The organism is Pseudomonas sp. S1(2024) (assembly GCF_046557535.1).
The window spans coordinates 1-12,648 of the sequence record NZ_JBKGFP010000077.1 but is presented as its reverse complement, the minus strand read 5'-3'; the positions used below and the strand labels follow the sequence as shown (position 1 = coordinate 12,648).

Annotated in this window: 14 protein-coding genes; 4 read left to right on the top strand and 10 right to left on the bottom strand. The window is 63.1% G+C overall.

Annotated features, from left to right (window positions below; all coding sequences use genetic code 11):
* Positions 1-3 precede the first annotated feature (3 nt).
* The 4 genes from ureE to ureG are packed head-to-tail and all read left to right on the top strand — an operon-like array spanning position 4 to position 2,379.
* Positions 4-507, top strand: coding sequence for an urease accessory protein UreE (gene ureE, locus ACLCGK_RS21355; RefSeq protein ID WP_015270156.1), 504 nt, complete (start codon positions 4-6; stop codon positions 505-507).
* 17 nt (positions 508-524) lie between these two features.
* Entirely contained in the window at positions 525-1,070 is a 546-nt protein-coding gene (locus ACLCGK_RS21350) for a HupE/UreJ family protein (protein WP_061552167.1), read from the top strand.
* Positions 1,070-1,744 (top strand): urease accessory protein UreF, encoded by a 675-nt coding sequence (locus ACLCGK_RS21345; protein WP_039612955.1) that lies wholly within the window; start codon positions 1,070-1,072, stop codon positions 1,742-1,744. The genes ACLCGK_RS21350 and ACLCGK_RS21345 overlap by 1 nt, the downstream gene beginning before the upstream one ends.
* Before the next feature lie 11 nt (positions 1,745-1,755).
* Positions 1,756-2,379: an urease accessory protein UreG gene (gene ureG, locus ACLCGK_RS21340; protein WP_410952848.1), complete on the top strand. Its 624-nt coding sequence runs from the start codon at positions 1,756-1,758 to the stop codon at positions 2,377-2,379.
* Positions 2,380-2,499: 120 nt separating this feature from the next.
* Here the strand turns inward: ureG and ACLCGK_RS21335 are convergent, their stop codons facing one another.
* The 10 genes from ACLCGK_RS21335 to pnuC all read right to left on the bottom strand — a co-directional run bounded on the left by ACLCGK_RS21335 (position 2,500) and on the right by pnuC (position 12,485).
* Positions 2,500-3,228 (bottom strand): DUF899 domain-containing protein, encoded by a 729-nt coding sequence (locus ACLCGK_RS21335; RefSeq protein ID WP_410952847.1) that lies wholly within the window; start codon positions 3,226-3,228, stop codon positions 2,500-2,502.
* A gap of 93 nt (positions 3,229-3,321) precedes the next feature.
* A complete protein-coding gene (locus ACLCGK_RS21330) occupies positions 3,322-5,535 on the bottom strand; it encodes an LTA synthase family protein (RefSeq protein ID WP_410952846.1) in 2,214 nt (737 codons plus the stop codon).
* Positions 5,536-5,670: 135 nt separating this feature from the next.
* Positions 5,671-6,951, bottom strand: coding sequence for a transporter (locus ACLCGK_RS21325; RefSeq protein WP_015270160.1), 1,281 nt, complete (start codon positions 6,949-6,951; stop codon positions 5,671-5,673).
* Positions 6,952-6,997: 46 nt separating this feature from the next.
* Positions 6,998-7,750: a hypothetical protein gene (locus tag ACLCGK_RS21320; protein ID WP_410952845.1), complete on the bottom strand. Its 753-nt coding sequence runs from the start codon at positions 7,748-7,750 to the stop codon at positions 6,998-7,000.
* Positions 7,751-7,796: 46 nt separating this feature from the next.
* On the bottom strand, positions 7,797-8,477 hold the full coding sequence (locus ACLCGK_RS21315) for a C39 family peptidase (RefSeq protein ID WP_013972457.1): 681 nt from the start codon (positions 8,475-8,477) through the stop codon (positions 7,797-7,799).
* Positions 8,478-8,539: 62 nt separating this feature from the next.
* Positions 8,540-9,991, bottom strand: coding sequence for a hypothetical protein (locus tag ACLCGK_RS21310; RefSeq protein ID WP_031324312.1), 1,452 nt, complete (start codon positions 9,989-9,991; stop codon positions 8,540-8,542).
* 48 nt (positions 9,992-10,039) lie between these two features.
* Positions 10,040-10,618 (bottom strand): adhesin, encoded by a 579-nt coding sequence (locus ACLCGK_RS21305; RefSeq protein WP_085719915.1) that lies wholly within the window; start codon positions 10,616-10,618, stop codon positions 10,040-10,042.
* Between the two features lies 1 nt (position 10,619).
* On the bottom strand, positions 10,620-11,054 hold the full coding sequence (locus tag ACLCGK_RS21300; RefSeq protein WP_015270165.1) for a hypothetical protein: 435 nt from the start codon (positions 11,052-11,054) through the stop codon (positions 10,620-10,622).
* A 298-nt stretch (positions 11,055-11,352) separates the two neighbouring features.
* Positions 11,353-11,922, bottom strand: coding sequence for an AAA family ATPase (locus ACLCGK_RS21295; RefSeq protein ID WP_085719917.1), 570 nt, complete (start codon positions 11,920-11,922; stop codon positions 11,353-11,355).
* Complete coding sequence (gene pnuC, locus ACLCGK_RS21290; RefSeq protein ID WP_410952844.1) at positions 11,919-12,485, bottom strand: nicotinamide riboside transporter PnuC; 567 nt, start codon at positions 12,483-12,485, stop codon at positions 11,919-11,921. The genes ACLCGK_RS21295 and pnuC overlap by 4 nt, the downstream gene beginning before the upstream one ends.
* Between the last annotated feature and the right edge of the window lie 163 nt (positions 12,486-12,648).

Sequence of the window (12,648 nt, the reverse complement as noted above, 5' to 3'; positions counted from 1 at the left end):
CCGATGATTGTCTTGACCCGCCGTATCACCGAGCCCGGCCAGCTGGGCGAAACCGGCACCGTCACCCTGGACGTGGACAGCCGCATCAAGAGCCGCCTGCGGGTGACCCTGGATGATGGTCGCGAGGCCGGGCTGATGCTCGAACGCGGCCACCTGCTGCGCGGAGGCGAACTGCTGGCCGATGCCGAGGGCACCCAGCTGATCCGTGTGCTGGCGGCGCCCGAGGCGGTGTCCACGGTGCGCTGCGCCGACCCGCACCTGCTGGCCCGCGCGGCCTATCACCTGGGCAACCGCCATGTACCGCTGCAGATCGAACCCGGCCTGTTGCGCTTCCAGCACGACCACGTGCTGGACGACATGTTGCGTGGCCTGGGCCTGACGGTAGAGGCCGAACAGGCGCCGTTCGAGCCTGAAGCGGGCGCCTACCAGAGCGCACCGCACAGCCACAGCCATAGCCATGCCCACGGCCACGATCACCCGTTCGTGCGCCTGCCTGCCCATTCCTGAACTGCCTGGAGCAACCGATGAAAAAGACTTTCGCCCTGTTTCTGCTGATGCTGGCTCTGCCTGCCTTCGCCCACCCCGGGCACGACGCCAACCCGCTGCAGGACGGCCTGCTACACCCGCTGACCGGTCTTGACCACCTGCTGATGCTGCTGGGCACCGGTGCGCTCGCCGCGCTGACCCGGCGCAACCTGACGCTACCCCTGGCAACCCTGGCGGCGATGTTTGGCGGCGCGGTGTGCGGCCACCTGTTCGGCGATGTACTGGGTATGGAAACCCTGATTGCTGTGTCGCTGCTGGTGGCTGCCGGTGCCGTGCTGCTGCCCAGCCGCCAGCTGCTGCTGGCAATGGCCATGCCGGTGTTCGCCCTGTTCCATGGCTGGGCCCATGGCGTGGAAGCCACGCCAAGCGCGTTCTGGCAGTTCAGCGCCGGCTTCGTCACGGTCAGCGGCCTGTTGCTGGCGGCCGGCTTTGCGGTCGGTTGCCTGTTGCGCAGGCATAGCGGCCTGCAGAAGGCCTTTGGCGGCGGCCTGCTGGCCGGCGCCGCGCTGGTACTGGCTGGTTGATGGACAGCGACCTGGCGCTGTTGCGCCTGCTGCAGCTGGCCAGCCCTGGCTTGCCGGTGGGTGGCTTCACCTACTCGCAAGGCCTGGAGTGGGCGGTCGAGGCGGGCTGGGTACGGGACGTGGATGGTTTCGCTGCCTGGCAGCGCGAGCAGATCGACGACACCCTGGCCTGCCTCGACTGGCCGGTGCTGGCGCGCTTGTACCACGCCTGCCAGGCCGAGGACGCCGAAGCCTTCGGCCACTGGAGCCGCTTTCTGCTGGCCAACCGTGAAACCGCCGAGCTGCGCCTGGAAGAACAGCAGCGCGGCGCGGCGCTGGCACGGCTGCTGGACGGCTGGCAACTGGGCCAGGCGCCGGCCTGGCGGGCCAGCCTAGAACTCACCCAGCTGGGCGGTATGGCCTGGCTGGCTGCGCACTGGGCGATCCCACTGCGCCAGTTGGCCCTGGGCCATGGTTTTGCCTGGCTGGAGGGCGCGGTAATGGCCGGGGTCAAGCTGGTGCCGTTCGGCCAGCAGGCCGCCCAGACCTTGCTGCGCGACCTGGGGGCAGGGCTGCCCGCGGCCCTCGACCAGGCACTGGGCCTGGGCGATGACCAGCTTGGCGGTGGCCTGCCATTGCTGGCCATTGCCTCATCGCGTCACGAAACCCAATACACCCGTTTGTTCCGTTCCTGAGGACTGCCTGCATGCAAAGCTATCAACAACCCCTGCGCGTCGGTGTCGGCGGCCCGGTCGGCTCCGGCAAGACGGCGCTGCTCGAAGCCTTGTGCAAGGCCATGCGCGACCATTACCAGATCGCAGTGGTCACCAACGATATCTACACCAAGGAAGACCAGCGCATCCTGACCGAAGCCGGGGCCCTCGAGCCGGAGCGCATCGTCGGCGTGGAAACCGGCGGCTGCCCGCACACGGCGATACGTGAAGACGCCTCGATGAACCTGGCGGCGGTCGAAGCACTGGCGCGCAAATTTGGCAACCTCGAGGTTATCTTTGTCGAAAGCGGCGGTGACAACCTGAGTGCCACCTTCAGCCCTGAGCTGGCCGACCTGACCATCTACGTGATCGACGTGGCCGAAGGGGAGAAGATCCCGCGCAAGGGTGGGCCAGGGATTACCAAGTCGGACTTCCTGGTGATCAACAAGACCGACCTGGCGCCCTATGTGGGGGCTTCGCTGGAAGTGATGGAGCGCGATACCCAGCGCATGCGCCCGGAGCGGCCATGGACCTTCAGCAACCTGAAGAAGGGCGAGGGGCTGCAGGCGGTGATCGACTTCATCGTCGAGCGCGGGATGCTGGGTGTGCGCGGCTGACATACCGCGGCCCCAGTGGGAGCGGGCGCGCCCGCGAAACAGGCGATGCGGTGCCTGGCACCGGCTTTGCCGGTGTTCGCGGGCATGCCCGCTTCCACAAGGGATATGTGTTGCCTCACGTTATTTGTGGCAGCAGTTAGGCTTGTCCGGCTGCCCTTCATAACGGTCGTGGTGCCGCACCCAGTCCATGGTCCCGGCCTCGTTGCGCCCCAGTGGCGCGATGTCGAGGAAGTTGTAGGTGTTGACCAGGATGTCCAGCCCGCGGGCATAGGTCGAGTAGGTGTGGTACACGCTGCCGTCCGGCTCGCGGTAGAACGCACTCAGCCCGGGAAGCTCGCTTTCATCGCCCTCATATGGCTCATAGTTGTACTGCCGCTGGCCCTCGCTGCCGACGCTGACGCCAAAGTCCTCGTTGAAGCCGCTGCCATGTGACGAATACCAGGGAAACTGCCAGCTCATGCGCCGGCGGAATGCCTGGAACTCGGCATACGGCGCACGCGACACCGCCACCAGCGACACGTCGTGATGGGCCAGGTGCAGGTTGGCGCCGTCAAAGTGGTCGGCCAGGAATGAGCAGCCGTGGCAACCTTCGCTCCAGCCTTCGGCGAACATGAAGTGGTAAACCAGCAGTTGGCTGCGGCCTGCGAACAGGTCGGCCAGGCTCAGTTCGCCGTCGGGCCCCTGGAAGCGATAGTCGTGCTCCACCTTGACCCAGGGCAGGGCGCGACGGGCTGCGGACAGCGCGTCGCGGTGGTGGGTGAAGGCCTTTTCGTGCAGCCACAGCTGCCGGCGGGCCGCCAGCCACTGGCTGCGGGAAACCACCGGGTGCCTGCTTTCGCTCGTGCTCATGGTGTTATCTCCACATTGGGTGATTCACACACTAGTCGAGCACGGGCGGGTTGAATCGACAGGTCGCGGCGGCCCGGCGATGAGTGGTACCGTTCAGCCCGAATGGGCGATATGCCCTTCGGTCAGCTCATCCGCTGCTTCATCTTCCCCTGGCAGCGCGGTTATCACACTGAAGTCGCTGATTTCCACCTGGCCACCACCATAGCCCAGCAAATGGAAGGAAAACGCTTTGCGCGCGGTCGGGTTGTCGAAGCTGAACTCCATTTCCAGCGGCTCGTCGGCGGTGACTTTCACTTCGTAAGGCAAGCCTAGCGGTACGTCCTGCTCCAGCTGTTTGGCCTTGAGCTGGATATAGGCTGCGCGCTTGGGGTCCAGCGATCGTACCTTGACCCGTACGCGGGTATGCGAACCCTCGGGCATTTCCAGGTACTGGGCGCCGATCAGGTTGTCGGCCCAGTCATCTTTGATGCGCTTGCGCAGCTGGATCGGCGATGGGCCGCCGAACTGGTAACGCAGGTTGAGCGGTGTCTGCAGCAGGGACTGGTCGAGCACCCCCGCGAGGGCACCGATCTGCTGGCCCAGCAGGCTGTCGCCCAGCCCAAGGTAACGTGCCTGGTCGGCGATGAAGCCCTCGCTGGCGTAACGCCGGCAGCGCTGCTGGAAATCGCATTCGGTGAACACACCCCGGCCGTCGTGATAGCGCAGCATGCCGTTGGTGTAGGAGATCATTTCACGACCGCTGTCGTAATCGCGGTACAGCGAGCGACCGCCGAGCGCCATGGGGATGGGCAGCGCAAAATAGTCGAGCAGGGAGGTGGCCAGGTCGATATGGCCGTAGGTACCCCGCTTGATCCGTGGCAACTGCGCCTGCTCCGGCGCCAGAGTAAGGTTGAAGCCCCAGGACGAGGCCAGGCGCACACCGTCGATGCCGTGGGACTCGTCGGAAGTCACCACCACCAGGGTGTCCTTGAGTACGCCCTGGCGTTCGAGGTTGTCGAGGAATGCACCGAGCGCATCGTCCAGGTAGGCGACTGCCGCCTGTTTCGGCGTGTCGTAGCGCTCCATGTACTCGAACGGCGCCGAGTAGGGCTGGTGGGTGCCCACGGTGAGCAGGGTCAGCATCCATGGCTTGTCCTGCTTTTGCAGCTGGCCGACGTAGTCCAGCGCCCCCTCGAAGAAGGAGCGATCATCCTTGCCCCAGGGGAAGTCCAGGTAGTTCTTGTTGCGGAACCACTCCTGGCCGTGCACCGAGTCAAAGCCGATGTGCGGCATGATGCGGTCCTTGGCCATGAAGCGCAGGCCGGCACCCTGCAGGTAGTGGGTAGTGAAACCGGCCTGGCGCAACTGCGCCGGCAGGCAGGCCTGGTTGCGATCGTTCTGGGTCAGCAGCTCCATGCCCTTGGGCGTGCCGTTGGCCAGTTTGTCATAGTCACCGCAGAGCATCGCGTACAGGCCACGGATGGTCTGGTGGGTATGCAGCACGTAGTCCGGGGTGTTCATGCCGCGCTCGGCCCACTGGCTGAGCTTTGGCATCAGCTCTTCGTCGAAGCGGCTGTGCAGGGCGTGGCGGTTGGGCCGCAGGTAGGCCCCGGGGATGCCTTCCACGGTGATGATCAGCAGGTTGCGGGCGTTGCCTGGCCCGGCGAGCAGCCGCTGGCCATGCAGGTCGGACTGGGTCAGGCCGGTACTGGCCAGAGGGGTGAAGGTATGTGTGCGGCCCATCCAGCCTTCGACCTGGCGCTGCAGGTTGCCGGCCCCGGCCGACAGCAACTGGTGGGTGAGGTTGTATTGCCGCCATTGGTCGGCGTCGGAAGGTACCAGTTGCTGGCTGCCCCAATGGGCGCCAAACAGCAGCAGCGGAATGGCCCAGGCCTGGCTGCCCTTGATCATGGGCACCGGCTGGCTGCGTTGGCTACGGCTGCGCCAGGCGATGGCCAGCCAGCCCAGCAGGCCGGTGCCCATGATCAAGGGCAGCCAGGCATGGGCCAGGCCACCACCGGTCGAGTTTTCCATGAACTGCGGGTCGAGCAGGTATGTGAGGTCAGCGCTGGTGGGCAAACGGCCAACCGCGCTGACCAGTTCGGCCGAAGCCACCCAGAGGGCCGCCCAGGCCAGCAATACGGGGAGCGCCAACCACCACGGCCGACGGTGCAGCAGCAAGACCAGCAGGCTGCCGAGTGCGAGGTCGGACAGGTAACCGAGCGGGTTGGACCAACCCAGCATGGCGCGCGTACCCAGTGGGATCACCAGTACCAGGGTCGCCAGGGCGACAAGCCGGGTACGTGGGTGGTCTGACAGGTTCTTCACGAAAACATCCCTTTTGCCATTAAATCGTCATGCAACTGTGCTTGATGATAACAGGCCGTGGCATGGAAGGCGGTCCGGGACAAGGCTGGTAACCAAAACCGGGCCCTTTAGCGCGGGCCCGGCCGATGGCAAGTATCAGAAGTAGTAGGGGAATTTCAGGCTGAAGGAAAAGTCCGGTGCGTCATCGGTCAGACCAATGGACAGGTTGGGCACGATGGTCAGGTTGTCGGTGGCGGCGAAGGTCATGCCGATGTTGAAGTTGGCTGCGTTGTAGTCGCTGTTGGAGATCGACTGCCAGTCACCACCATCCGGCTTTATCTTGCTCTTGCGGGCGAACTGGTCGGACACCGAGAACGACATGCTCATCTTCTCGTTCAGGGCAAAGGCGATACCGCCGCCGATCTGCCAGGAGTCGCCCAGCTTCACGTCGCCGGGCACCTTGCTGTTGACCTGTGGGCTGATGTCGCTGAACGAGTCTTCCATGTTGTAGGTATACGACAGGCTGCCGAAGAGCACGGCCGGGTCGAACGTCTTGACCAGCGAGATGCCCGGCGTGATCGACCAGACGCCGTTGCCGGTCGGCAGGCTTTCCGGTACCGACAGGTTGTCGTTGCCCTCGACCTGGCGCAATTTGATGCCATACGGGTCTTTGCCGGTCGGTGCCTTTATGCGCAAGGTAGCGACGGCGTCAGGCCAGGTCTCGTCTTCGTCGAGGAACTTGTAGGCGACGCCGACGTTGACGTCGCCAATTTCCGGGTCGCGGGTTACGGTTTCGTCCGAGGTGCTCGCCCCGGCTCCCCCTGCACCGCCGGAAGAATAAGTGGATTCGCGGTACACCACCGGGACGTTGATGTCGAACTGCCAACGCTGGGCGAGGTTGTAGCGGGCAGTCATGTCCAGGGTCCAGTTATCTGCCTTCACCCGGTCAAGGTTGATACTGCCGAGGAAGATCGAGTCCAGTGCCAGGAAGCCGTTGAGCACCAGCGCCCGAGTATCGTAGTGGGTATAGGTGACACCGGTCTCGAAGCTGAACTTGCCGCCGCCGAAGAAGCCGCTGGCCTCGTCATACAGGTTGGACACGCTCTGTGCCGGTTCGGCGTCGGCGGTCAGCGCCTGACCATAGGAGCTGCCGGTGGTGCCCGGTGCACCCGATGCCACCGTCTGTGCGCCCTTGACCCCTTCGGCCGGGGACCTGACCAGGCGTTTGGGCGGTGGTGCTGCCGGGGTTTCCTCGACCTGGCGTACGCGCTGCTCCAGCACCATCAGCGCTTGCTGCTGGGCTTCGTAGCGACGTTTCAGTTCCATCAGTTCCTGCTTGAGAGCCTCAACCTGTGGGTCGGAGGCGGCGTAGAGCAATGTGGCCGGGGCCAAGGTGGTCAAACACACAAAAACTTTGAGCGATAAAGATCGGTGCATGGAATTGCCGTCCCTGCCGACTTCTTTTGATGAGACTGAGCGTAGATCAGTATCCGAATGTGCGAAGACCTTTGAGCTGATCGAGGCTACCGTTCAGCGAAGCGGCTGTTGGCACGCTTTCACGCATCACCACATTGAGCGTGGTGACGTTGTTCACCCGGTTGCCATTGCCCAGCAGCGTCGAGTTCTGCATCAAGCCACCCTGCGCCAGACGCTGCACGCTGCTGCCCTGGTTGTTATTGGCATTGATATTGAACTGCACCCCTACGCCGCTGGCAGACACACTCAGCGCACCCGCGCCGTTTTCGCCCGTCAGCGTCTGGCCGTTGGCCAGTGCTTGGCCCTGCGGCTGCATGGCGGGCGCCTGGTTGGCCTTGGAGACATTGATGGCGACATCGTTGTAGGCGGTGTTGTTGTCGCCAGCGGCGCGTACCACCTGGGTAACACCCTCTGTGGTGTTGAGGCCGGCACCGCCCGTGACGGTACCGGTACCTGGTGCGGTGGATCCAGCTGACGCTGTGCCGGTGCCGCTTTCGTCGATCAACGACACATAGAATTGCGGTTTGATGGTCGACTGCTGAATCTGCATCGTGCTCGTGGCACCGATCACGTCCCCTTTGGCATTCTGCCAGGTGCTGGACATGACAATGCCGAAACTCACGATCCGCCCCGGCATCACGTAGCGGCCACGCAGGGTCGCCAACTCATGGTCCTTCAGCTCGATGGGCTTGAACGTTTCGGCATGGGTGGGAAGGCTGACGGCCAGGCATGCGATCGCGAGCCAGAATGGGTTCTTCATTGGGGTGCTCCCCGGAGCCTCGTGCTCCTTGTCGTTGCAAGAGTCGTTAGAAGAAGTCGCTTTTGATGAAACCGAAGTCCAGCAGCTCTGCATCCTGCACCGGGGTGAAGTTGTTCACCCGGCCCTTGGCGGTCAGCGGCAGGGGCGGGTCAAGCAGGATGTTGTTCTTGTCGTAGCCTTGGCCGATGACGGCGAAGATGATGCCGTTCCAGCCCTTGAGAAAATCTTCGACTTTGTAGCGCTTGTGGCCCAGTACCGGGTCACCGATATACACCCAACCCTTGTCGACCTTCTGCATGACCACGAAGTGCTTGTAGCCGCGCACGTCCATCAGCACCACGACCGGGATGCGCACGCTGTGCAGGGTCTCGGGTGCCACCCGGTAGCCGCGGGCACGCATCCCCAGGCTTTCCACGTAGCGTTTCATGTCGAGCATCGAGAAGCCTTGCGTGCGCACCAGGTCCTGGTCGGCGTGGGCCAGCATGCCTTCGATGATCTGTTGCTCGTCCACATCCAGCCAGTAGGCCTGGCGCAGGATGGTGGCCAGCGCGGCGGCGCCGCAGCTGAAGTCGGTTTTCTGTTGCACCAGGTCGGCGAACTTGCGCTCGCGTATGCTCTGGATGGGCTTGAACACCACGGCGCCGCCCGGCAGGACGGACAGCGGCATTTGTGCAGCTTCGCTCATGCTGGCCAGGCACAGCAAAAACGCCAGGGCAATGATGCGCATGATCGGATGCCTTCCGGTTCTGTTGAAGAAAGGCCCCCCGAAGGGGGCCTCAAGCACAGCGATCAGAACGAGGTGTTGGAGATGGCCAGCGAGTTGCTCTGCTGGTTGCCCACACCGGCTGCCACGTTCACGCCCAGGTTGCCACTGCCGCCATTCACCGAACCACTAAGGGTTGCAGTGTTGGTAACAGGGTTTGCCCATCCGGTCGGGGTCAGCACTTGGAAGGACACGGTATTGCTCAAGTCGTAGGCACTGCTTTCGCTGTAGCTCTTCGACACGTCGTTCGACGATTGAGACGATTTCTCGCCAGACTTTTCAAACGCCGATTCCGATGCATTGGCATAGGACGACTCGTGAGCCTTCTCATACGAGGAGTCGCGAGACTTCTCGTAGCTCGATTGGCGAGCCTTGTCATACGACGAGTCGAATGCCTTCTCGAACGACTTGTCGTAAGAGCTTTCCCGCGAGTGGTCGACATCCACATTGAGCGATGCATTGAGCGAGGCATCGAAGCTGTCGGTGCGAGTGCGCTCGTGACGGCCGTAATCGGTGGTCGTGGTGCGGGTCGCATCGGCTGCCGCGGCCAAGGAGGCGCTCAGGCTGGCACTGCTGGACGAACTGGAGTTGCCGGCCATCGAACCACTGGCGTTCCAGCTGTTGGAGCCGCTGGCAGTGGAACTGTGCGAGCCGCTGGCGTTCATGCTGCTCGAACCGCTGGAGTTCCAGCCACTGGAGCCACTGGAACTGGCACTTCGCGAGCCGGCCACGCTGAAGCTCGAGGACGAGCTGCGGTCGTCGGTCGAATTGAACGTGCCCTCACGCGAGCTGGAACCGCTCTTGGTGGTGGTGATGGTCAGCGTGTCCACCCGGTAGGTGCGGTCGGCGCCGTTGTTCACCGTCAGGCCTGGGCCGTTCTGGTCGGCAGAGGCGGTGGCAGTGGCATTGCCCAGCGGGGCACCGGTGTTGGCGATGGCCATGGTGTTCTTCTGCTGGTTCAGGTCGCCGCCAGCGATGTTGATGCCGACGTTACCCTCCGCACCATCGGCCGAGCCGGCCATGACTGCCGAGTTCTGGGTGGACCAGTTGTCGACACGGTTGTTGTTGCTGAACTGGCGAACGTCAGCGGTGGCTTCGGCGGTGCCGAACACGAAGCTGTTGTCCAGGCTGGACTCGGACGATGCATTGGCAATAGCCGCAGCATTGTCCTGCTGGTTGCCGTTACCGGCTGCCACGTTGACACCCACGTTGCCGCTTGCACCCGTGGCCGAGCTGCTCATTTCGGCTTCGTTGATGGTGCCTTGGTTGGTGATGGTGTTACCCGTGCTGCGTTGGCTGTCCATGGCGTTGGCTGTGGCATACACAGGGATCCGGGTGGGAGGAGGGGTGTGATGCCCGTTATTGTGGTGACCATTGTGGTGCCCGCCACGCCGGTCGTTCTGATCAGCTTGTACAGCAACAGCCATGACCGCAGCAATTGCGAAAACCAGAGGCTTGATTGCCATCGAGGGTTTCATGGTGATTCTCCGTACTTTTAGGTTAAGTGTTGTTCTTAACTGGATGGGTCAATCCGCGACCCGGATGCTCAAGGTGTTGGCCATTCGGTTTCCCACCCCGGCACTCTGGTTCAACTGAATCACTCCACGGCTACCGGTGAAGGCCTGGTCACTTGTGGTGACCTGGCGATTGCCAGTTGAAGTGTCAATCGGACCGGAGTTGTTGAGCAGCGCCACGTTCTGTTGCATGAGGACGCTGTCGTCGATGCTTTGCGGCTGGGCACCGAGACTGATGCTCAGTGCGTTCGCTTGCTGGGTGTTGGCGCCGGCGCTCTGGTTGACCCCCAGGGCGCCGCTACCGTTGCTGAAGGCGTCGCCCTGTATGGTCGCGCGCGCGTCCATCGCGGAAGTTGCGGGGGCGTTCAGCCGTTGGCGGATCTGCGTGGTGGCGCCAGCCTCGGGCCCTGCGGCGAAGGCGCGCGCGTTGGCCTGTTGCTGTTGGTCGCCGGCTGCCTGGTTGACCGACAGGTTGCCCTGGTAACGGCTGCCCGAGCTGTCGATGTCGGCGTTGTTGATCACGGGGACCGGGGATTGCGCGAAGGCCGATGTACTGCACAGCGTGACCAGGATCAGCAGCGTGTGCTTCATCTCACTTGCCTCCGGTCAGGATCTGCAGCGGCGCCAGGCCGCGCTGCACACTCGAGTTGACCATGTTCGAGATGCCATTTCCCGAGCCTGTACCGCGGCCACCGGCCAGGTTGGGCAGTTGGGACTGGTTATTGAGGTTGCCGCCCAGGTTGTTGGTCTGCTGGGTAATCAGGGTGCTGATGCCCGCACCGCTGCTGATGTTGGCGAAGTCGCCATCACTCAGTTCGTTGGTTTGCTTGAGGATGTGAGCGGAAGGATTGGCATTGACGGTGGTGGGGTTGGGGTCGGGTCTTAACGGCGGGACCACAGCGTTGCGTGTCTGCACATCACGGGTTATCACGATGATGCCGTTGTCGGCCTGGGCCGTCAGGCTCAACGAACCCAGCACATAGCCCATCAGCAGCAGGTGATAAAGGCGTTTGTCAGTTTTCCTCACGACGGCAACTCCTTCAATGAGCGCTGGCCCTGTTCGGCGATGTGAACGAGGGAGCAGAAGGTGTGCCGCTTTCGAGAAGCGGTTTCAGATCAAAAGGTTAAGGTAGGCACCATGACAAGCTGCGGCATATTCTGTCTCAGGGCTGAAACAGGCAGCCGCGAGTGGTGCAGGCAAAGCCAGTGTCGGCCTTGATTGGAAGGGTTTTTGCAGGAGTGTTTCAGCGCCTTGACATTACTTTCGACGCCCCGCAAGACCTCATGTTTTCAGGGGCTTCGCCCCACAAGGGTGTGTCAGTGGGTTAACACTCGGTGGGGCAGGATGGCGTATCGCTATCAATGAGCTTAGCGACTGTTTGCAGTGCCAGCAACTGGCGTTGTGGCCAATTGCCCTCAATTATTTTGTACGCCTGCTCATGCCGTTGCAGCCAGTGCAGGCTGTCGTCGAAAAAGCGCTGGCGGTCGCGCAGTTCCGGCTGGCTGCGCTGGCCATCGGCAACCCAATCCACGCCTTGCGGGCTCAGCAGCAGGTGCAGGTGGTAATGCCGCGCCAGCAACGCCTGTTCCAGCCAGGCCGGGCAGTCGCCGAACAGGGCGTGGCTCCAGAGCATGTTGCTGAGCAGGTGAGTGTCGAGAATCAGTAGCGACGGTGCCTGCTCACGGGCCTGGTCTTCCCAGGCCAGCTGACCACGAGCGATGGCAGGGATATCGGCATAGCAGGTGTCGCGGCGTTCCTGATCGATGAAGTGGCGCACGTATTCGGCCACCACCACGCCGCCGAAATGCGCCTGGATCACACCGCTGAGCCAGCTCTTGCCACTGGATTCCGGGCCGCACAGCACCAGTACCTTCATTGATTGTGCCGCGCTCATGGCTGCACCAACGCCGGGTCACGGCGCCATTCCAGCCAGCCGCGCACGGCAATCAGGGTGAGCACGGCGAAGAAACCGGCGGTGAAGTACAACTGCTGGTGCAGGTACTGGCCCACGTAGACGATATCTACCACTACCCACAGCGGCCAGCACTGCAGGCGCTTCTGCGCCATCCACAGTTGTGCCACCAGGCTGAAGCCGGTCAGGGTGGCGTCCAGCCAGGGCAGGGCGGCGTCGGTCCAGGTGGCCATCGCCGCGCCCAAGGTGGCGCTCAACAGCACCCCGCCGGCCAAACCGACGAGCAATGCCGGGCGCTGCAGGCGGGTGACCTGGCGGGCGTCTTCAGCATGGCCCGGGCGCTTCCATTGCCACCAGCCGTAGACCTGCAGGATGGCATAGGCCAGTTGCAGCAACATGCCGGAGTACAGCTTCACCTCGTAGAACAGCCAGCCATAGATCAGCACCATGACCAGACCGATGGGCCAGCACCAGACGTTCTGCTTGACCGTGAGCCAGACAGCGGTGACGCCGAGGACGGCGGCGATGAGTTCAAGGCCGGACATCGGCGATCCTTGGAGACTGCGGGGGAAGGGCGCGATTGTAGCGGGTCGGCCGGGGAAGGTGTAGGGCGTTGGGGTCTTTGGGGCTGCTTTGCAGCCCATCGGGAAACAAAAAAACCCCCCCCAAGGGAAGGGAGTGTCCCTGGAAAATGTCTTTTGTTATCGA

Excerpts from the sequence above, each read along its gene's own strand:
- ACLCGK_RS21305 (WP_085719915.1), bottom strand. The coding sequence starts at position 10,618 with ATGAAGCACACGCTGCTGATCCTGGTCACGCTGTGCAGTACATCGGCC.
- ACLCGK_RS21345 (WP_039612955.1), top strand. The coding sequence starts at position 1,070 with ATGGACAGCGACCTGGCGCTGTTGCGCCTGCTGCAGCTGGCCAGCCCT.
- ureE (WP_015270156.1), top strand. The coding sequence starts at position 4 with ATGATTGTCTTGACCCGCCGTATCACCGAGCCCGGCCAGCTGGGCGAA.
- ACLCGK_RS21310 (WP_031324312.1), bottom strand. The coding sequence starts at position 9,991 with ATGAAACCCTCGATGGCAATCAAGCCTCTGGTTTTCGCAATTGCTGCG.
- ACLCGK_RS21350 (WP_061552167.1), top strand. The coding sequence starts at position 525 with ATGAAAAAGACTTTCGCCCTGTTTCTGCTGATGCTGGCTCTGCCTGCC.
- pnuC (WP_410952844.1), bottom strand. The coding sequence starts at position 12,485 with ATGTCCGGCCTTGAACTCATCGCCGCCGTCCTCGGCGTCACCGCTGTC.
- ACLCGK_RS21335 (WP_410952847.1), bottom strand. The coding sequence starts at position 3,228 with ATGAGCACGAGCGAAAGCAGGCACCCGGTGGTTTCCCGCAGCCAGTGG.
- ACLCGK_RS21320 (WP_410952845.1), bottom strand. The coding sequence starts at position 7,750 with ATGAAGAACCCATTCTGGCTCGCGATCGCATGCCTGGCCGTCAGCCTT.
- ACLCGK_RS21325 (WP_015270160.1), bottom strand. The coding sequence starts at position 6,951 with ATGCACCGATCTTTATCGCTCAAAGTTTTTGTGTGTTTGACCACCTTG.
- ACLCGK_RS21315 (WP_013972457.1), bottom strand. The coding sequence starts at position 8,477 with ATGCGCATCATTGCCCTGGCGTTTTTGCTGTGCCTGGCCAGCATGAGC.
- ureG (WP_410952848.1), top strand. The coding sequence starts at position 1,756 with ATGCAAAGCTATCAACAACCCCTGCGCGTCGGTGTCGGCGGCCCGGTC.
- ACLCGK_RS21295 (WP_085719917.1), bottom strand. The coding sequence starts at position 11,922 with ATGAGCGCGGCACAATCAATGAAGGTACTGGTGCTGTGCGGCCCGGAA.